Genomic DNA, 17,762 nt, shown 5'->3' with positions numbered 1-17,762 from the left:
CCTGAAGTCAATGACAAAGTGCAGGTTCGCTGCTTGAGGCTTCGCTTTGCGTGCGATCTCCGGCTCTGTTAAGGATGCGTCTGTCTGCAAAACGAAACCGAAGTGAAAGAGCCGACACCGATGTTCCTGAGCGATCGCCAAACCGAAATAGTCGACAGGGCAAAGGCGAATGGGCGCGTGTTCGTCGAGGAATTGGCGGCCCATTTTTCGGTCACTCCGCAAACCATCCGCAAGGACCTGAACGATCTTTGCGATGCGCAGATCCTGACGCGCGTGCATGGCGGCGCCACGTTCCCGAGCGGGACCGAAAATGTGAAATACGAGGCACGACGGCAGATTGCCGCGGCTGAGAAGCAAGAGATTGGTGTCGCTGCCGCCAGTCTCATTCCCAACAATGCCTCCCTCTTCATCAATATCGGCACGACGACGGAGGCGGTAGGAGAGGCCTTGATCAATCACCACGAATTGATGGTGATCACCAACAACATCAATGTCGCCAACAGGCTGAGAATTCTGCCGGCCATCGAAGTCGTCATCGCCGGCGGGGTCGTGCGCGGCTCCGATGGCGGGATCGTGGGTGAGGCGGCTGTCGATTTCATCCGGCAGTTCAAGGTGGACTACGCCGTCATCGGCGCTTCGGCAATCGATGCTGATGGCGCGCTGCTCGATTATGATTTTCGTGAGGTCAAGGTCGCCCAAGCGATCATCGCCAATGCGCGGCATGTTGTGCTGGTCGCCGACTCCACCAAGTTCGAGCGCACCGCTCCGGTCCGGATCGCGCAGCTTTCGCAGGTAAACACCTTCATCACCGACCAATGCGTTACTCCCTCCATTCGCCAACTCTGTCTGGAGAATGATGTCAGGCTGATCGAAACCAGCGCACAAGGGCAGGCCGCGCGGAGCGATCACCGATGACAATTGGGCTTCATTTCTATCTGCTGTTGCGCTAGCGTTTGCTCCATGAGCATAGAAACAGTCCGCGCATTCTTCATGGCGTCCGCTCCCGACGTCGAAATCATCGAAACATCCGAGAGTTCGTCGACAGTGGCACTGGCGGCGGAGGCCCATGGTGTCGATCCCGCGCAGATTGCGAAGACGATCTGCCTGCGGGTCGGTGATGAGCCGATCCTCGTCGTCGCCGGCGGTCTGGCAAGGCTCGACAACCGAAAATTCAAGGATACCTTCGGCGCAAAGGGCCGCATGCTGGGTGCCGAGGAAGTGGTCGAGGTCACCAGCCATCCTGTCGGCGGCGTCTGCCCATTCGGGCTTCCAACGCCCCTGCCTGTCTATTGCGATGTCTCGCTGCGACGTTTCGAGGTGGTCGTGCCGGCGGCAGGATCCACCAATTCGGCCGTACGCATATCGACCGAACGACTGGCGGAATTGACCAATGCAACCTGGGTCGATGTCTGTCAGTGAGCCAATTGCCGCCGAAAAGCTTCAAACGCGGAAAAAGCCACCTATATATCTCCCGACATCCGATAGTGGGTTGCAGAGGAGAGATTGAATGCCCCGTGCCGTTTCGCGTTTTGCCAAGGTTGCGGCGATTGCCGTCCTGACGGGCGCTACCGTGTTTGCCTCGATCGGGGAGGCTGATGCGCGGCGCGCTGGAAGCTTCGGTTTCGGTAGCCGTGGGACGCGCACCTTCCAGGCGCCACCTGTTACCAGAACAGCCCCGGCTCCGGCGGCACCGATCGATCGTTCGATGACGACTCGTCCGCAAACGACTGCGCCTTATGCTAACCAGCAACCCGCAGGGGTCCAGCGCCCGGGCATGTTTGGTGGCTTTGGCCGCTCGATGATCGGCGGCCTCGTTGCCGGTGGATTGCTCGGCATGCTCCTTGGCCACGGCTTCGGCGGCGGCTTCGGCTTCCTCGGGATGCTCTTGCAGGTAGCCCTGATCGGCATGGCGATCTCGTTTGCGATGCGTTACTTCGCCAATCGCCGACAGCCCTCCTATGGCGCCGCGTCGCAAGGCGCTGCACACAACATGGCATCGAGCGCGAACTCATCCTTCCACATCCCGTCGATCGGCTCTGCGGCCGGCCTCGGTCAGTCGCGGCAAAGTGCCAAGGCGGATGACGAAATTGGTTTGAAACAGACCGATCTCGACAATTTCGAGCAGCTTCTGACCGAAGTGCAGACCGCCTACGGCAGCGAGGACTATGCTACGCTGAGGCGCCTCACGACCCCGGAAGCGATGTCCTATCTCGCCGAGGAACTAGGCGAAAACGCCACCAATGGTGTGCGCAACGAAGTGTCTGATGTGAAGCTCTTGCAGGGTGACATTGCGGAAGCGTGGCGCGAAGACGGCTCTGAATATGCGACGCTTGCGATGCGATACTCGTCGATCGACGCACTGGTCGAGCGGGCAGGCGGGCGAGTGGTGAGCGGTGACAACAGCCACCCGACCGAGACGGCCGAGGTCTGGACCTTCGTCCGCAAGCCGGGCGCCGATTGGAAACTCGCCGCCATTCAGGGTACGGAACAGCGCGCCGCGTAATCGCGGCGCCTGCGTTTCAGCCTTCCTGCGCGGCTGACGGCACAACCCAGAGCGGTCGCTCTTCACGCTTTGCGGAAATTGATGGCGTCGCGTCGGCCTCTGTTAGGAGCGCCGCGTCGCTTTCCTGCACGTCGACTTCGTAGCTATAGTCATAAAGCATCTCGCAGGCGCGCTCGTTTGCCTTGATCTTCGCCTCGGTCTCGCTGATGGCCGTGGCGATAGCCTTGACGCGTGCGCGCAACATCGAGCCGAGAATATCGGTCGCCGGCCTTTTTTCCAGGCGCTCCAGATGGTGCTCTATGCGTGACGAATGACGCTCAAGCTCGCGTTTGCTGAACCGGGCCTTACGCATTTCTTCCGACAGATCGGAACGCATGCGGGCCAGGGGGTCGAAGGAACCGGGCTCGCGCTCATCCAGCGTGAGTTCATTGACCAGCTTTTCAATGACGATGAGGGCCTGCAGGTCGACAGGGTCGGCAAGCTCGACATCGTAGCCGGTATCGTCGAAGACCTTCCGGCGAACGGGATCCAGCAAGAGCTCATAGGCTTTCTGGACACGGCCGAAGGCCGTCGTGTCGCCGCCGGAATCGGGATGCGTTGATTTGGCCCGACGCCGGTAGGCGGCCTTGATCTGTTCGTCGCTCGCGTCTCGCCGGACACCGAGAATCTCATAAGGATTGGTCACCATCCCTCCGCTGTTGTCGGACATCGCCGGGGCACCCGTGAAGGGCATTCGTCTATTGCCGTCTTTCTTCTAACATCACTAGGGCAGAGTTTGGACAAAAATGCACAAGGTTGTGTGAAACGAACTGTCTTTGGCGAATGCCGCAGAGTCCGGGCGCTTGGGGAGGATCCCGATGTGCATTCGGGGCGGATTATCTATATGCGCGAAATAATACATACCGCGTGGATCGCTTAATCGATATTATCGCCTTGCTCGCGTTGACGCATTTCGTCAAATCGAGTTCTATCCGCCACCTTCCTGCGCCGGCCGTGCCGGCGACGGGCCGAGGAGGAGGTGCGATGCGTATTATCAAGACCACGGCGGAGCTGCGCGATTGCCTTGCGGCCTTCCGGCGTGATGGGCGAACGGTCGGTTTCGTGCCGACGATGGGCTTCCTGCATGTCGGTCACATGGCGCTGGTTTCACGCGCCTCTGCCGAGAACGACGTGACCGTGGTTTCCATCTTCGTCAATCCACTTCAGTTCGGCGCGAACGAGGACCTAGCAAAATATCCGCGCGACCTCGCGCGCGATGCCGCCATGCTGGAAGAGGCAGGGGTCGACGTTCTCTTCGCACCCGGTGTGACGGAGATGTATCCGCAACCGATGCAAACCGTCGTCGATGTTCCGGAGATTGGTAGCGAGCTGGAAGGTGCCGTGCGCCCCGGGCATTTCGCCGGCGTGGCGACCGTCGTCACCAAGCTTTTCAATCTGGTTCAGCCCCAGGCAGCCTATTTCGGGGAAAAGGATTATCAGCAGGTCGCGCTCATCAAACGGATGGTCGAGGATCTGGCGCAGCCGGTCAGGGTAGTCGCCGTTGCCACCGTGCGCGAAGCCGATGGGCTCGCGTGTTCGTCGCGCAACGTCTATCTCAGCGAGCGCGAGCGCGCCGCCGCGGTCGTCGTGCCCAAGACGCTTGATGAAGCCGAGCGCCTGTACGCGGAAGGCTGCGATAATCCAGCCGAGCTGGAAGCCGCGCTGATGCGGTTCGTCGCGTCAGAGCCACTGGCTGTGGCCGAAGTCGTTGCCGTGCGCGATCCGGTAACGTTGAAGCCAATAGCATTTCTACAATCAGGGCCGGTGCTGGTGGCGCTCTTCATAAGGGTCGGGACCACGCGACTCCTCGACAACCGTGTGATCGGGCTCAAGACATCCAGCCAGACGAGGGCAGCATAATGAGCGCGCAAGGCAAAGAGAAGCGTCTGACAACGGCAACGATCCGAGCGATGAAAGGCGGCGAAAAGGTCGTTTGCCTCACCGCCTATACGACGCCGATTGCCCGCCTCCTCGATTCGCATTGCGATCTGTTGCTGGTCGGCGATTCCGTTGGCATGGTTCTTTACGGGATGGAGACGACGGTCGCCGTCACGCTCGAGATGATGATCGCACACGGAAAGGCCGTCATGCGTGGGGCAGCCCATGCCTGCGTGATGGTCGACTTGCCGTTTGGAACCTATCAGGAATCGAAGGAGCAGGCGTTTCGCAGCGCAGTCCGCATCATGCAGGAGAGCGGGTGCGACGGTGTTAAGCTCGAGGGTGGGGAAGAAATGGCCGAGACCATAGCCTTCCTGACGGCCCGGGGCATTCCCGTTTGCGGTCATGTCGGCTTGATGCCGCAGCTGGTCAACACGGCGGGTGGGTTCCGATCGCTCGGCCACTCGGAGCAGGAAGCCGACAAGATCCGCCGCGACGCGGTTGCCGTCGCCGAAGCGGGTGCCTTCGCCGTCGTCGTGGAAGGTACCGTCGAACCGCTTGCGCGCGAGATCACTGCCGCGCTCGCTGTGCCGACCATTGGTATTGGTGCGTCGCCTGCCTGCGACGGTCAGGTGCTCGTCTCCGATGACATGCTCGGGCTTTTCAACGATTTCAAGCCGCGCTTCGTCAAGCGTTTCGCCGATCTCAGCCCGCTCGTTTCACAGGCTGTCGCCAGCTATGCCGACGATGTCCGTGCTGGCCGCTTCCCGGCGCAGGAGCATACCTTCCAGGTTCGGCGGTGACCCTAGCTTGCCGAACCCCTATCGGCAGCTAGCCAGTCTGCCATGCCATGCGCGGCCGCTCGACCGGTCGCCATGCATGCCGTGAGGAGGTAGCCGCCAGTCGGCGCTTCCCAATCGATCATTTCGCCGGCAACGAATGTTCCGGGCAGGGCTGTCAGCATGTAGCGCGCGTCGATCTCTTCCCAGGCCACGCCACCGGCCGACGATATCGCCTCGGCGATCGGGCGCGGTCTGGCAACAGGGATCCGCAACGCCTTGATCAGCTGAGCCAGCCGCTGCGGGCTTTGCAGGTCCTCAGCGCTGCCGAGTTCGCGGAGCAGGTTTGCCTTGACGCCATCGAGGCCTGAGCCCTTACGAAGGCGGTTGGCAAAGCTCATCTTCGGATCGAGGCGAGCAAGATCGCGTTCGATCCGATCGATCGCTCGACCGGGCATCAGATCGATTTCCAAGCACATAGCTTGGCCGGCGGCCAGCCCATCGCGCAGCGCTGCGGAATGTGCGTAGATCAGGCTGCCTTCGATACCGTGCCGGCTGATCACAAACTCGCCGGGATACGTACCAGCGGCTGATCGCGCCGTCACCGATTTGACCGGCTGGCCGGCAAATCGGTCGCGGAAAAACGCGCTCCATTCGACATCAAAGCCACAATTGGCCGGCCGAAAATCGTGGATGGCTATTGCCCTGTCCTTGAGCCAGGGAATCCATTGACCATCGGAGCCGAGCCTTGGCCAGCTTTCTCCGCCAAGCGCCAGCAAGGCGGCGTCGCACTGGATTGTCTTAAGACCGTCAACGGATTCGATCGCGAAGGCATCTTGCGAAAATCCGATCCAGCGGTGCCTTGTCAGGATCTTCACGCCTTGGCCTTCAAGTCTCCTGAGCCAAGCACGTAGCAACGGTGAGGCTTTCATAGCCATCGGAAACACGCGGCCTGACGATCCGACAAACGTTTGTGTTCCCAATCCGTCGGCCCACTGCCGGATGTCTTCGGGCGTGAAGCCATCCAACGCAGCGCGAAGCCGCCGGTTGGCGGCACCGAAGCGCGTGACGAAGCGATCGTAGTCCTCGGAATGAGTGATGTTGAGCCCGGATTTTCCGGCCAGCAGGAACTTGCGGGCAACAGTCGGCATCGCTTCGTAGACTGTGACCGCATGACCAACGGCCGACAACACTTCGGCGGCCATGAGCCCCGCTGGCCCGCCGCCGATGATCGCGATCTCTTTCTGTGTCATGCCTTTACCCGTGCCGCTCTTGAGACTCTCTCATGGCCTGCACAGACTTCGTATGCAAGGCGCGTCGGATTAGGAGCAGGGGTCGAAGGGAATTTCACTGACGGCTGTAGCGCCGCTCCATGCTTGCAGCCCCGCACTTGGAGCGGGGAAGGACGTCATGGGCAAATCGGAGATCTAACGGAGGGATTGTGAGGACGAATGCCGATCCGGCCACGATTTCGTCCTCACTGATCGAGATCGCGACATGCGACCGCGCCTCGAGAGTGCTTTGGCCAAGCCAAGGCCGAAACAGAATCAATCCACCACGCGAGGCACGAATTTCGGCTTCGTAGGCGTTTCGGCCTCTTTCATTGCATCTTCGTGATACCAGCAGCTGTCATAAACGCAGGGGCCAATATCTTCTGCGATATCAGTCATTTGCCGCGTGCTGGCAGCAGCGAAGCGCTTGCCGGGGAACGCGTATATCGTCGCAGACTCGTGATGCACACCAGTAATCATGTCATGCCTCCTTGTGAGACCCGCATTTGAACGTTGAGGGCACAATAGCACAGCTGCACAGAGATTGCGCGATTTGATTGAAAAAAGTGCAATATTTGTTGGAATAATAGGCAGGGCACGGATGATTACGTTTATATCAGATTTTACTCACGTCCAAAGATTGATCAGGTGCCTAATATTTGATCTTTTTGCCAAAGGTGAGAAAAAATTCGCCGGCCCTTATCCGCTTCTCGACCGTCCGATCCGCGCTGCGGCATTCTCCCGAATGATGGTGTGTAACTGCTTGAGTCCGCTATGACTTCAGTGCCCCGCACTGCGGGCGCCCTTCACCCGGATTGTGACAGAAACCTCCTATGCGGGACAAGCCGCAACGATGGCATTTTCGAACTGGCACGCGATATGCATATCAATACGCATCCCCCGGCGGATGAGGAAGTTTCGGCCTCCACATCCGCCGGGATTTGCTGACACCTTTTGTTTTGAGAGACTCGCAAATGACCAAGTATAAGCTCGAGTACATCTGGCTCGATGGATACACCCCGGTACCGAACCTTCGTGGCAAGACGCAGGTCAAGGAATTTGCTGAATTCCCGACGCTCGAGCAGCTCCCGCTCTGGGGCTTCGATGGTTCGTCCACGATGCAGGCCGAAGGCCGCAGCTCTGATTGCGTACTGAAGCCCGTCGCGGTTTATCCGGACCCGGCTCGTACCAACGGCGTACTCGTCATGTGCGAAGTCATGATGCCCGATGGCGTCACCCCGCATCCGTCCAACGCGCGCGCCACCATCCTGGATGACGAAGGCACCTGGTTCGGCTTCGAGCAGGAATACTTCTTCTACCAGAACGGCCGTCCGCTCGGCTTCCCTGAGCAGGGCTACCCGGCTCCGCAGGGCCCGTACTACACCGGCGTTGGCTACTCCAACGTTGGCGACGTCGCTCGCGAAATCGTCGAAGAACACCTCGACCTGTGCCTCGCTGCCGGCATCAACCACGAAGGCATCAACGCCGAAGTGGCCAAGGGCCAGTGGGAATTCCAGATCTTCGGCAAGGGCTCCAAGAAGGCAGCCGACGAAATCTGGATGGCTCGCTACCTGCTGCAGCGCCTGACCGAAAAGTACGGCATCGACATCGAGTATCACTGCAAGCCGCTCGGCGACACCGACTGGAACGGTTCGGGCATGCACTGCAACTTCTCGACCAAGTACATGCGCGAAGTCGGCGGCAAGGAATATTTCGAAGCCCTGATGGCGCAGTTCGACAAGAACCTGCTCGACCACATCGCTGTTTACGGCCCTGACAACGACAAGCGCCTGACCGGCAAGCACGAGACGGCTCCGTGGAACAAGTTCTCCTACGGCGTTGCCGATCGTGGTGCATCGATCCGCGTCCCGCACTCGTTCATCAAGAACGACTACAAGGGCTATCTGGAAGATCGCCGCCCGAACTCGCAGGGCTGCCCTTACCAGATCGCTTCGCGCGTTCTGAAGACGATCGCGGAAGTGCCGCTGGCCGGCTCCGCTTCGGCTGCTGCCTAAGAATCGCTTCGCAATGTCTGATAACGCCGGTCGAAAGGCCGGCGTTACCTTTTTTCACCGTCCGGCCGGCGGTGGAAGAATGTCCTATCCTGGTACGTGATGGCTTGCGTGCACGACCAAAGGGCACTCAGCGGTTGAAAATTTCAACCGATTCTCCATAATCGTTTTGCGTTGATCTGGTTTGTCTCTATAGTCGCTTTGGATTAGCCAATAGCGAGTTGTCAGTGACACCGGCAGATCAGCAGAGCCGTCTTCTTCGGTTGCTTGGAAGGCCCGCGCTTTTCGCGCACGGCCAGGAAATTCCCTTGCCCGAGAAAGCCTATCCGCTGCTGGCATTGCTTGTTGCTTCTCCCGATCACAGCATGGATCGAGAAACACTTCGCGGCATTTTGTGGCAATCGGACGTGTCGAAGCAACGCGCCGGCAGTCTCCGGCAACTGTTGACCCGCCTGGATCGCAGCGTACCTGAAGAGCTGCCGCGTCTTGTCAGGGCGACCAATACTCACCTTGCCTTTGAGGTGGAGAGTTGGCCCGTCGACGTACAGCTGCTGTGCGACGCCCCGGCGCCACTTGAGCGGGGCGACTGGAGCCTGCTTCAGGGAGATTTCCTAGAGAGCTTCCGCGCGCCCACGATGGAAGCGGACGAATGGATCACCATGGAGCGTCGACGCGTGGCCGAGCGCCGCGACGCCCACATCGTCACGCTGCTTGAGATGCCGCAGAAGCGGACCCTGGCAGATGTCGTGATGCTTGCGGAGCTGCTTGTAAAGAGCGACCCTTCCCACGAGGTCGCCTGCCGCGCCCTGATGCGCGCCCACGCAGCGGCGGGTGATGGCGTGTCGGCACGACAGGCCTATTTCCGCTGCCGCAATGAGCTGAAGACCGAGTATGACACGGAACCCGATGCAGCGACGCAGGCCGTCGCGCGGGAACTCGGCATCATCGCCCCGGCCGCCTTTGCAGCCCAGGCGCCGGTTGTCGGGCACCAGCCCGGTGATCCGGTTGGGCAGCCGCGCGTTCTCATTCTCCCGCCAGAGACAATTTTGTCCGATCCGTTGCTCAACCGCGTCGGCCGCGCGCTGCTTGAAGATGTCACGATCAGCTTGAGCCAACAGCGCGGATTCAAGGTGATCGCCGCCCACACAAGCGTCGAGATCCTGCACCGCAGCCTTGCCGACGGCGCCATGCAACCGACGCCGCAGGAACTTCGCTTCGATTATACGGTCTACGTGACGATCCACGGCCGCGACGACGATATCTTCGCGAGCTGCCGGTTGACGAAAACCTCGACGGCTGAGGTCCTTTGGGCGATCGAGCTGCCGCTGGCCATGAACAAGGTGACTCAATCGTTCAGCCAGCTCGCGCGACGTATCGCCATGACACTCGCCGATACGATCGAGCGGCGCGAGCTCAGCGATATGATGAGCGACACCAATCCGTCAGCCTATCGTCTCTATCTGGAGGGCAAACGGCTCGTTTCGAAGACCGACCTGCAGCATCTGAGGCAAGCCCGGAAGTGGTTCAAATCCTCGCTTGCCCGCCATGACAGGTTCTCCTCGGCACATGCGGGAATGGCTCGCGTGCTGGGCATGGAGTGGCTGGTTCGCGGCATGAAGGACACGGACCTGCTGGAAGAGGCCGATCGATCCGCGTGGCTCGCTCGGGAGAGTGATCCGAACAGTGGCCGAGCGATGCGCGAACTGGGCTTCGTCGCCCTTTATCGCCGCCGCTTCGCCGATAGCCTCGACTTCTTCGCCGAAGCGCAGATGCTCAATCCGAACGATGCCGATATTCTGGCCGATCATGCCGATGCCCTGCTTCACGACGGCCAGAGCGATCGGGCGCTGGACCTCAGCCTGGCGGCACTCAAGCTCAATCCGCTGCCACCGGACTATTACTACTGGAACCTCGGCGGCATTCATTTCGTGCAGGAAAACTACCCGAAGGCAATCGAGGTGCTCGACCGCGTCAAGCATCGGCCGGCAACCTCCCGGCTGTTGGCCGCCGCCCATGCCAAGAACGGCGACCTGAAATCGGCGGCGCATTACGCCTCGATCGTGCTCGAAAATTTCCCCGATTTTCGCACGGACGATGTCTGGCGGTTCGTGCCAGATCGCAATCCCGAGGACACCCGCCAATTGATCGACGGGCTTCGAATGGCCGGACTGTCCTGAACTGTTACACCTAGGCCGCCAACACTCTCTCCAGGCGCTGATCTCAGTCACGCCGGAATAACGCCGCCTATGCATCTTGTCCCTGCCCGCAGCAAAAATGCTGCTTTCCGTAGGAGACAAGAGATGACCACCACCGAAATCAAGCCGGCTTCGTCTGCAGTTCGTCTTTCCGCCGCCGCACAGGCTGTTCTGAAGCAGGATTCCGTTCAGTTCGACACGAACGCAACGGCCAGCATCGTTCACGCCCTGAAGTTCCGTTGAGGTTCAAGCGAATGTCTGTCCAGATCGCACTTGAGCGCTTGGCGGGGGACCTCAGCCAATCAGCGACCGGAATCAATGCCTATAACGATCGCTCTTTGACGCCTGGACAGACATTCGCGGCGATCAAGCCGCATTTTGCCGAGTTGGGAATAACGCGGGTCGGCCTTTTGACGGCCCTCGACCTGCTCGACATTCCGGTCGCCTTTGCAACGCGGCCGAATAGCTACACGCTCTCAGTGTTCCAGGGAAAGGGCATCGACGAGGAAGCCGCGATGACCTCCGCCGCCATGGAGGCGGTCGAGACCCGCGTTGCCGAAATCCGTCCGGACGAGCTGATCGTGGCCACCTTGGCCAGCATGAAGGCCGAACGCGCGCCGATGATCGATCTCGATTCAGTCGCGCGGTGTGTTCCATCCGATATTGGCGATGCGCCGCTTGAGTGGTGCGAAGGGCTCGACATCGTTTCCAACCGCCCCGTCTTCGTGCCTTGGTCGCTGGTTGGTCTCGATCACCGCGGCACGCGCCCTTCCGGGTTCGAGCAATCCAGCGACGGTCTTGCCTCGGGGAACCGGCCGGCCGAAGCCGTGCTTCATGGCCTGTGTGAGCTCGTCGAGCGAGACGCCTGGGCTTTGACTCAGCTTCGACCCCACGAACACCTGCGTGGATCGCGGATCGATCCCGCGGCGTTCGGCGATCCGGTGCTCGACATCGTCGTCGATCGCATCACACGAGCCGGTATGCGGATCCTCCTGATCGACATGACGACCGATATCGGTGTTCCCAGCTACCTCGCGGTCATCATTCCTGACAATCTTGGCGATCGCGTCGACGCGCGCTGGACACAGGTTTGCGGCGGTTGCGGCTGCCATCCCGACCCCATCCGGGCGGCGCTCCGGGCCATCACCGAAGCGGCGCAGAGCCGATTGACGGCGATTGCCGGCAGCCGCGATGACTTTTCGCCTCGCCTTTACCAGAGGCTCGACGCCGACGGTCCGATGCAGCAGCTGATCAGCCTGTGCGATGAGAAGCCGGTTGCGCCCCGGTTCGATTTCGAGCCGACGTCACGCAGCATTCAGGAAAACATCCATCACATTCTCGAGCGCCTGCAGGCACGCGGGATCGAGCAGGTCGTGGCAGTACCCCTGGAGCACCCACGGCTGCCCGTAACTGTCGTGCGGATGATCGTTCCGGGCCTTGAGGTGGACGTGAGCGGCGAGTTCATCCAGCTCGGCCTGCGCGCCGTTGGAGCCATGCAGGGAGTCCAGCAATGAAAGTGATCTTCGCAGGCCCGAGCTTCGGAGCCGATATGTCCAAACTGCGCGCAGCCCACCCGTCGATCGAATTCCGAGGGCCCGCGGCGCGTGGCGACATCCTGCAGGCCGTACAGGACGGCGCCCGTGCGATCGGCATTGTTGACGGCTATTTCGGTGAAGTGCCCTCCGTTTGGCACAAGGAAATCCTCTACGCCCTGCAGAATAATGTCATCGTGGCCGGGGGCGCCAGCATGGGCGCCTTGCGCGCCGCCGAGTGTTCCGCCTTCGGCATGGTCGGGCTGGGCACGATCTATGAGGACTATGCGGACGGGCGATTGATCGACGACGAGGCAGTGGCGCTGGTCCACGCGCCCGAAGAGCTCGGCTGGCTGCCGCTGTCCATTCCGTGGGTCGATTATCTGCCCACCATCGAACGGCTGCATCGTGACGGCGCCCTGTCCGCAGGCGAGGCCAAGATGCTAGTGCTTGCCGGTCGTGCCTTGCACTTCTCCGAGCGGACCTATCCAAAGGCTATCGACGCCTGCAGCTTTACGGGCGAGGGGCGCGGCCGCGAGATACTGCGTCTCATTCGTTCGAATAAGGTCGAGCGCAAGCGCGCGGATGCCGAGTACGTTCTGCGTTACCTGCAGGATGCGGAACTGGGCGAGAAGGAACGCAGCTGGGGCTTTGCCGCAACCTCCCATTGGGAGACGTTGAGGGCGGAAGTCACGGGCGCGGTCACGCCTGTAACGCTCGAATAACGCTCTCGATGAATGATGACATCAGGACTGGAGCCCTCATGGCATCGGGGAAGGCGGCTATCATGAATGTTCACACGAATGACGAAGGCACAGGCAGCGAGTATGCGCGGATATTCCGCTTGCTATCGGCTGCCAAGGACGAAGCCGAAAAGCTCAAGCTGCGCAATCTGGCGCACCTTGCCAACATGGCTCTGCTACAGGTCGTCATCGATTGGGATGGCATCGATCCCGAACGAGAACTCGACGTCAATCTCGAGAAGCTGATCGGAACGAAGACAAAGATTGCCCTCAAGGATGCCAGCAAAAACCTGGTCCTTCTCGACTGCCACTAGAACGGAAGATTTCGCCGGTGAGGAGAAGCCGCGTTATTCGGCGGCTTCGCTTTCCTCGGTCTGCTCCATGCCGGCGATGGCCTGAACGAGCTTGACGATCTTTTTACGGATCTGTTCGTTCTTGATCGACAGGAAGGCAGCGTTCAAGAGAACGCCATCGCGAGAAACAACGAACTCTTCGCTCGGCGTAGGATTGTCGTTTGCCGTGCCGGGAGCCGACAGATCCTCGAAGAACGAGCGGACGTCAACATCCAGGGCGCCTGCGATCTCGACGAGCATGCTCGCCGAAACGCGGTTCGAGCCTTTTTCGTACTTCTGGATCTGCTGGAAGGTAACGCCGACGCGATCGCCAAGCTCGGTTTGAGAGACCTTGCGCATCAAGCGCTTGATGCGAATCGTCTTGCCGACGTGCACGTCCACCAGGTGAGGCCCATCTTTCATTGTCTTAATCCTTTCAACGCCGGTTGTGGCGCGACTATTATGCCATCAGACAACCTATCGAAGATATTTGAACGGATCAATTGTTCTCCTCCAATTTTGTTCGCCCCGAGGATGTGCCTGATCCAGCTGACATTCAGCTGAAGCAGAATTGTGCGAACCGTTTATTCTGCTAGTTTCGAAATCAACCGCAGATCGTCTTTTGTGTCTTTGTCGAATAGGGGCGCTCATGATTGCTCGGAAATGGCTTTGGATCGTCGTACTCGCTGTCGTGGCAGTTGCCGGGTATTACACGTGGCAGAAATTCGCCAATAGCGGCCTCCCGGATGGCATTGCCGCCGGGAACGGACGCATCGAGGCGACCGAGATCGACATCTCCACCAAGACGGCGGGTCGAATTCGTGAAATCGTGGTCAATGAGGGCGACTTTGTCACGGCTGGGCAGGTCCTCGCGCGGATGGATACCGAACAACTCGAGGCCCAGCGCCGCCAGGCCGAGGCGCAGCTTCGCCGTGCATCCATCGGCGTCGATACCGCGAACAGTCTGGTGAAGCAGCGCCAGGCGGAACAGGAAGCAGCGGCAGCATTGGTCGAGCAGCGGCAGGCAGAGGCTCATGCCGCAGAGATCAAGCTGGCCCGATCCGAGCAGCTTCAAAAAAACAATACGATCGCACAGCAGACGCTGGATGACGATCGTGCCGCCGAGCGCGGTGCACAGGCAGCCGTGGCGGCCGCACAGGCACAACTTGCCGCTGCTGACGCAGCCATTACTGCTTCCAAGGCCCAGGTGGTCGATGCCGAGGCTGCCGTCGACGCCGCAAAGGCTGCCATTGAAAGCATTGCCGCCGACATTACCGATAGCGTGCTCACATCGCCCCGCGACGGGCGGGTGCAGTACCGTGTGGCGCAGCCGGGCGAAGTCCTGGCGGCCGGCGGGCGCGTCCTGAACCTTGTCGATCTCAGCGATGTCTATATGACGTTCTTCCTGCCGACGGACCAGGCCGGCAGGGTTCCGCTGGGGGCGGACGTCCGGCTCGTTCTCGACGCCGCACCCAAATACATCATCCCTGCCAAGGCCACCTTCGTTGCCGATGTCGCTCAGTTCACGCCGAAGACCGTGGAAACAGCTGAAGAGCGCCAGAAGCTGATGTTTCGCGTGAAGGCGAGGATCCCCGCGGAACTGCTGCGGAAATACATCCAGCTGGTGAAGACGGGGCTGCCGGGCATGGCCTACGTGCAGCTTGATCCCAAGGCCGAATGGCCGGCCCATATCGCCGGACCGGTGGTCCAATGAGTGCCACGCCGCCTGTAGCGATCAAGCAGGCGGGTTTCGTGGCCCGCCTGGACGGGGTCGGCCTGGCCTATGGCAAGGTTCAGGCGCTCGACGCGATCAATCTCGAAATACCAGCCGATCGCATGGTGGGCTTCATCGGCCCGGATGGCGTTGGCAAGTCGAGCCTCCTGTCGATGATTGCAGGTGCCCGCGTAGTCCAGAAGGGACACGTCGAGGTGCTGGGTGGCGACATCGCCGATGCCACGCACCGGCGCACTACCTCGCCGCGCATCGCCTATATGCCGCAAGGTCTTGGCAAGAACCTCTATCCCACCCTCTCTGTCTTCGAAAACGTCGACTTTTTCGGCCGGCTGTTCGGGCAGGGCAGGGAGGAGCGCGAGCGGCGCATTGCCGGATTGCTCAAGGGAACCGGCCTCAGTGATTTTGCGGACAGACCAGCGGGAAAACTCTCCGGCGGCATGAAGCAGAAGCTCAGCCTGTGCTGCGCACTGATCCACGATCCGGATCTGCTGATCCTCGACGAGCCGACGACAGGTGTCGATCCGCTCTCTCGCCGACAGTTCTGGGAGCTGATCGACAATATCCGGCTCAGCCGGCCCGGCATGAGCGTCATCGTCGCGACGGCCTACATGGAGGAAGCCGCCCGCTTCGACTGGCTGGTGGCGATGGATGCGGGGAAAATCCTGGCGACGGGTACGCCTGCGGAACTGCTGACAAAGACGGCGACAACCAATCTCGACGCGGCCTTTGTCGCCTTGCTTCCGCAGGAGAAACGCCAGGGGCATACCGAGGTGATCATGCCGCCGCGATCGGTCGGCGACCGGGCGGAAATTGCCATCGAGGCCGAGCATCTGACCATGCGTTTCGGCAGCTACACGGCCGTCGACGATGTCAGCTTCCGCATCGAGCGCGGCGAAATCTTCGGCTTCCTGGGGTCGAACGGCTGCGGCAAGACGACGACAATGAAGATGCTGACCGGCCTTCTGCCCGCGAGCGAGGGCAAGGCGCGCATATTTGGCCACGAGGTCGATCCGAACGATCTCGAGGTGCGCCGTCGCGTCGGGTATATGTCGCAGGCTTTCTCGCTTTATACCGAGCTGACGGTGCGGCAGAACCTCGATCTCCATGCCCGGCTTTTCAGCATGGATCCGGCCGTCATCCCGGCGCGCATTGATGAGACCATGCGGCGTTTCGATCTCGCGGACGTGATGGAGGCCTTGCCCGACGCGCTGCCGCTCGGCATTCGCCAGCGCCTGTCGCTCGCGGTAGCGATGATCCACTCGCCAGATATCCTGATCCTCGACGAGCCGACATCGGGTGTCGACCCGGTGGCGCGCGACAATTTCTGGCAGATCCTCTCGGACCTGTCGCGCAAGGACAATGTAACGATCTTCGTCTCCACACACTTCATGAACGAGGCAGCGCTCTGCGATCGCATATCGCTGATGCATGCCGGCAAGGTGCTGATCAGCGACACGCCCGCGGCGATCGTCGAAAAGCGGTCGGCGGCAACGCTAGAGGAGGCGTTCGTCGCCTATCTCGAGGATGCCATCGGAACGAAGGATGCCGCGCCACCTGATCTCACCGTCGCTGACAGCACCGAAATTGCTTCGCCCGGCAGCCGTCGCAGGCAGTTCTTCGATTTCCGCAGAATGTTCGCCTATACGAGGCGTGAAGCGCTGGAACTGCAGCGCGACCCCATCCGCGCCACCCTGGCCATCGTCGGCAGCGTCATCCTGATGTTCGTCATCGGTTACGGCATCAACATGGATGTGGAGAATCTCTCCTTTGCCGTCCTGGATCGCGACGACACCTCGATCAGCCAGGACTATGTGACGCAGATCTCGGGATCGCGATACTTCGAGGAGAAATCGCCGATCCTCGACTACACCGATATGGATCGGCGCATGCGCGCAGGAGAACTGGCGCTTGCCATCGAGATTCCGCCGGGCTTCGGTCGGGACGTCTCACGCGGTCGCAGCGTCGAGGTTGGTGCGTGGATCGATGGCGCAATGCCGAGCCGGGCGGAGACCGTGCGCGGCTACGTGCAGGGGATGCATTCGGAATGGCTGGCGAAGAAGGCCCAGCAAATTCAGGGCTCCGCAGCCGCTAGCGGCAATTTCCAACTCGATATCCGCTACAGGTATAATCCCGATGTCCAGAGCCTGGTGGCGATGGTGCCCGGTGTCATTCCGCTGCTTCTGCTGATCATTCCCGCCATGCTCGCGGCACTGAGCGTGGTGCGGGAAAAAGAGCTCGGTTCGATCATCAATTTCTACGTGACGCCGGTGACCCGCGTCGAATTCTTGTTCGGCAAGCAGCTTCCCTACATTGCATTGGCCATGCTGAATTTCGTCATGCTGACGGCCTTTGCGGTATTCATCTTCCGCGTCCCGTTTACCGGCAGCCTATTGACCTACACGCTGGCGGCCCTGCTTTACGTGACGGTGACGACAAGTATCGGCCTTGTCATCTCCGCCTTCATGGCGAGCCAGATCGCCGCCATCTTCGGAACGGCGCTGATCACTATGATCCCGGCGGTGCAATATTCCGGATTGATCGATCCCGTCTCGGCGCTTGAAGGTGCTGGCGCGATCATTGGCAAGATCTACCCGGCTTCCTACTTCGTGACGATCTCGCGCGGCACCTTCTCAAAGGCGCTCGATTTCAGCGATCTCGCCGGATCATTCATTCCCTTGATTATCGCCATACCGGTGCTGCTCACGCTGGGCGCGCTTCTCTTGAAGAAACAGGCGGATTGACG

At 60.5% G+C, this 17,762-nt stretch carries 17 protein-coding genes; 13 read left to right on the top strand and 4 right to left on the bottom strand.

Annotated elements, in window-relative coordinates:
* The first annotated feature begins 120 nt into the window (after positions 1-120).
* The 3 genes from QTL94_RS20920 to QTL94_RS20910 all read left to right on the top strand — a co-directional run bounded on the left by QTL94_RS20920 (position 121) and on the right by QTL94_RS20910 (position 2,503).
* Positions 121-915 (top strand): DeoR/GlpR family DNA-binding transcription regulator, encoded by a 795-nt coding sequence (locus QTL94_RS20920; RefSeq protein ID WP_065692096.1) that lies wholly within the window; start codon positions 121-123, stop codon positions 913-915.
* A gap of 45 nt (positions 916-960) precedes the next feature.
* Positions 961-1,419, top strand: a complete 459-nt coding sequence (locus QTL94_RS20915; RefSeq protein ID WP_065692097.1) for a YbaK/EbsC family protein — start codon at positions 961-963, stop codon at positions 1,417-1,419.
* Positions 1,420-1,507: 88 nt separating this feature from the next.
* Complete coding sequence (locus QTL94_RS20910; protein ID WP_065692098.1) at positions 1,508-2,503, top strand: Tim44 domain-containing protein; 996 nt, start codon at positions 1,508-1,510, stop codon at positions 2,501-2,503.
* Positions 2,504-2,519: 16 nt separating this feature from the next.
* Here the strand turns inward: QTL94_RS20910 and QTL94_RS20905 are convergent, their stop codons facing one another.
* Positions 2,520-3,188 carry a J domain-containing protein gene (locus tag QTL94_RS20905; protein WP_065692249.1) on the bottom strand — a complete coding sequence of 223 codons (669 nt, stop codon included), beginning with the start codon at positions 3,186-3,188 and terminating at the stop codon, positions 2,520-2,522.
* A 338-nt stretch (positions 3,189-3,526) separates the two neighbouring features.
* Here QTL94_RS20905 and panC point away from each other — a divergent pair, with 338 nt between their 5' ends.
* On the top strand, positions 3,527-4,402 hold the full coding sequence (gene panC, locus QTL94_RS20900) for a pantoate--beta-alanine ligase (RefSeq protein WP_065692099.1): 876 nt from the start codon (positions 3,527-3,529) through the stop codon (positions 4,400-4,402).
* Entirely contained in the window at positions 4,402-5,223 is an 822-nt protein-coding gene (panB, locus tag QTL94_RS20895; protein ID WP_065692100.1) for a 3-methyl-2-oxobutanoate hydroxymethyltransferase, read from the top strand. The genes panC and panB overlap by 1 nt, the downstream gene beginning before the upstream one ends.
* Positions 5,224-5,225: 2 nt before the next feature.
* On the opposite strand, the gene QTL94_RS20890 is transcribed toward panB, so the two are convergent.
* Both QTL94_RS20890 and QTL94_RS20885 read right to left on the bottom strand, forming a co-directional pair.
* Positions 5,226-6,452, bottom strand: coding sequence for a TIGR03862 family flavoprotein (locus tag QTL94_RS20890; RefSeq protein ID WP_065692101.1), 1,227 nt, complete (start codon positions 6,450-6,452; stop codon positions 5,226-5,228).
* A gap of 294 nt (positions 6,453-6,746) precedes the next feature.
* Complete coding sequence (locus QTL94_RS20885) at positions 6,747-6,950, bottom strand: DUF2735 domain-containing protein (RefSeq protein WP_065692102.1); 204 nt, start codon at positions 6,948-6,950, stop codon at positions 6,747-6,749.
* 494 nt (positions 6,951-7,444) lie between these two features.
* On the opposite strand from QTL94_RS20885, the gene QTL94_RS20880 reads away from it, so the two are divergent.
* From QTL94_RS20880 to QTL94_RS20855, 6 genes are all read left to right on the top strand, one after another.
* On the top strand, positions 7,445-8,485 hold the full coding sequence (locus QTL94_RS20880) for a glutamine synthetase beta-grasp domain-containing protein (protein WP_065692103.1): 1,041 nt from the start codon (positions 7,445-7,447) through the stop codon (positions 8,483-8,485).
* Positions 8,486-8,745: 260 nt separating this feature from the next.
* Positions 8,746-10,659 carry an AfsR/SARP family transcriptional regulator gene (locus QTL94_RS20875; protein WP_083199430.1) on the top strand — a complete coding sequence of 638 codons (1,914 nt, stop codon included), beginning with the start codon at positions 8,746-8,748 and terminating at the stop codon, positions 10,657-10,659.
* Positions 10,660-10,782: 123 nt separating this feature from the next.
* On the top strand, positions 10,783-10,920 hold the full coding sequence (locus QTL94_RS20870) for a hypothetical protein (RefSeq protein WP_198928712.1): 138 nt from the start codon (positions 10,783-10,785) through the stop codon (positions 10,918-10,920).
* Between the two features lie 11 nt (positions 10,921-10,931).
* The gene (locus tag QTL94_RS20865) at positions 10,932-12,191 is read left to right on the top strand and encodes a YcaO-like family protein (protein ID WP_065692105.1); all 1,260 of its coding nucleotides are present in this window, start codon (positions 10,932-10,934) and stop codon (positions 12,189-12,191) included.
* Positions 12,188-12,934 carry a TfuA-like protein gene (locus tag QTL94_RS20860; RefSeq protein WP_065692106.1) on the top strand — a complete coding sequence of 249 codons (747 nt, stop codon included), beginning with the start codon at positions 12,188-12,190 and terminating at the stop codon, positions 12,932-12,934. The genes QTL94_RS20865 and QTL94_RS20860 overlap by 4 nt, the downstream gene beginning before the upstream one ends.
* A 62-nt stretch (positions 12,935-12,996) precedes the next feature.
* The gene (locus QTL94_RS20855) at positions 12,997-13,266 is read left to right on the top strand and encodes a hypothetical protein (protein WP_065692250.1); all 270 of its coding nucleotides are present in this window, start codon (positions 12,997-12,999) and stop codon (positions 13,264-13,266) included.
* A gap of 33 nt (positions 13,267-13,299) precedes the next feature.
* Here the strand turns inward: QTL94_RS20855 and QTL94_RS20850 are convergent, their stop codons facing one another.
* On the bottom strand, positions 13,300-13,707 hold the full coding sequence (locus QTL94_RS20850) for a helix-turn-helix domain-containing protein (RefSeq protein WP_065692107.1): 408 nt from the start codon (positions 13,705-13,707) through the stop codon (positions 13,300-13,302).
* A gap of 226 nt (positions 13,708-13,933) precedes the next feature.
* Here QTL94_RS20850 and QTL94_RS20845 point away from each other — a divergent pair, with 226 nt between their 5' ends.
* Both QTL94_RS20845 and rbbA read left to right on the top strand, forming a co-directional pair.
* Positions 13,934-14,998, top strand: coding sequence for an HlyD family secretion protein (locus tag QTL94_RS20845; RefSeq protein ID WP_065692108.1), 1,065 nt, complete (start codon positions 13,934-13,936; stop codon positions 14,996-14,998).
* The gene (rbbA, locus tag QTL94_RS20840) at positions 14,995-17,760 is read left to right on the top strand and encodes a ribosome-associated ATPase/putative transporter RbbA (RefSeq protein ID WP_065692109.1); all 2,766 of its coding nucleotides are present in this window, start codon (positions 14,995-14,997) and stop codon (positions 17,758-17,760) included. The genes QTL94_RS20845 and rbbA overlap by 4 nt, the downstream gene beginning before the upstream one ends.
* Positions 17,761-17,762 lie beyond the last annotated feature (2 nt).

This window comes from Rhizobium sp. S96, from assembly GCF_030382195.1.
Taxonomy (GTDB): Bacteria; Pseudomonadota; Alphaproteobacteria; order Rhizobiales; family Rhizobiaceae; genus Rhizobium.
This window is presented reverse-complemented; position numbering and strand designations above follow the sequence as displayed.

Excerpts from the sequence above, each read along its gene's own strand:
- QTL94_RS20920 (WP_065692096.1), top strand. The coding sequence starts at position 121 with ATGTTCCTGAGCGATCGCCAAACCGAAATAGTCGACAGGGCAAAGGCG.
- QTL94_RS20915 (WP_065692097.1), top strand. The coding sequence starts at position 961 with ATGAGCATAGAAACAGTCCGCGCATTCTTCATGGCGTCCGCTCCCGAC.
- QTL94_RS20910 (WP_065692098.1), top strand. The coding sequence starts at position 1,508 with ATGCCCCGTGCCGTTTCGCGTTTTGCCAAGGTTGCGGCGATTGCCGTC.
- panC (WP_065692099.1), top strand. The coding sequence starts at position 3,527 with ATGCGTATTATCAAGACCACGGCGGAGCTGCGCGATTGCCTTGCGGCC.
- panB (WP_065692100.1), top strand. The coding sequence starts at position 4,402 with ATGAGCGCGCAAGGCAAAGAGAAGCGTCTGACAACGGCAACGATCCGA.
- QTL94_RS20890 (WP_065692101.1), bottom strand. The coding sequence starts at position 6,452 with ATGACACAGAAAGAGATCGCGATCATCGGCGGCGGGCCAGCGGGGCTC.
- QTL94_RS20885 (WP_065692102.1), bottom strand. The coding sequence starts at position 6,950 with ATGATTACTGGTGTGCATCACGAGTCTGCGACGATATACGCGTTCCCC.
- QTL94_RS20880 (WP_065692103.1), top strand. The coding sequence starts at position 7,445 with ATGACCAAGTATAAGCTCGAGTACATCTGGCTCGATGGATACACCCCG.
- QTL94_RS20870 (WP_198928712.1), top strand. The coding sequence starts at position 10,783 with ATGACCACCACCGAAATCAAGCCGGCTTCGTCTGCAGTTCGTCTTTCC.
- QTL94_RS20865 (WP_065692105.1), top strand. The coding sequence starts at position 10,932 with ATGTCTGTCCAGATCGCACTTGAGCGCTTGGCGGGGGACCTCAGCCAA.
- QTL94_RS20860 (WP_065692106.1), top strand. The coding sequence starts at position 12,188 with ATGAAAGTGATCTTCGCAGGCCCGAGCTTCGGAGCCGATATGTCCAAA.
- QTL94_RS20855 (WP_065692250.1), top strand. The coding sequence starts at position 12,997 with ATGAATGTTCACACGAATGACGAAGGCACAGGCAGCGAGTATGCGCGG.
- QTL94_RS20850 (WP_065692107.1), bottom strand. The coding sequence starts at position 13,707 with ATGAAAGATGGGCCTCACCTGGTGGACGTGCACGTCGGCAAGACGATT.
- QTL94_RS20845 (WP_065692108.1), top strand. The coding sequence starts at position 13,934 with ATGATTGCTCGGAAATGGCTTTGGATCGTCGTACTCGCTGTCGTGGCA.
- rbbA (WP_065692109.1), top strand. The coding sequence starts at position 14,995 with ATGAGTGCCACGCCGCCTGTAGCGATCAAGCAGGCGGGTTTCGTGGCC.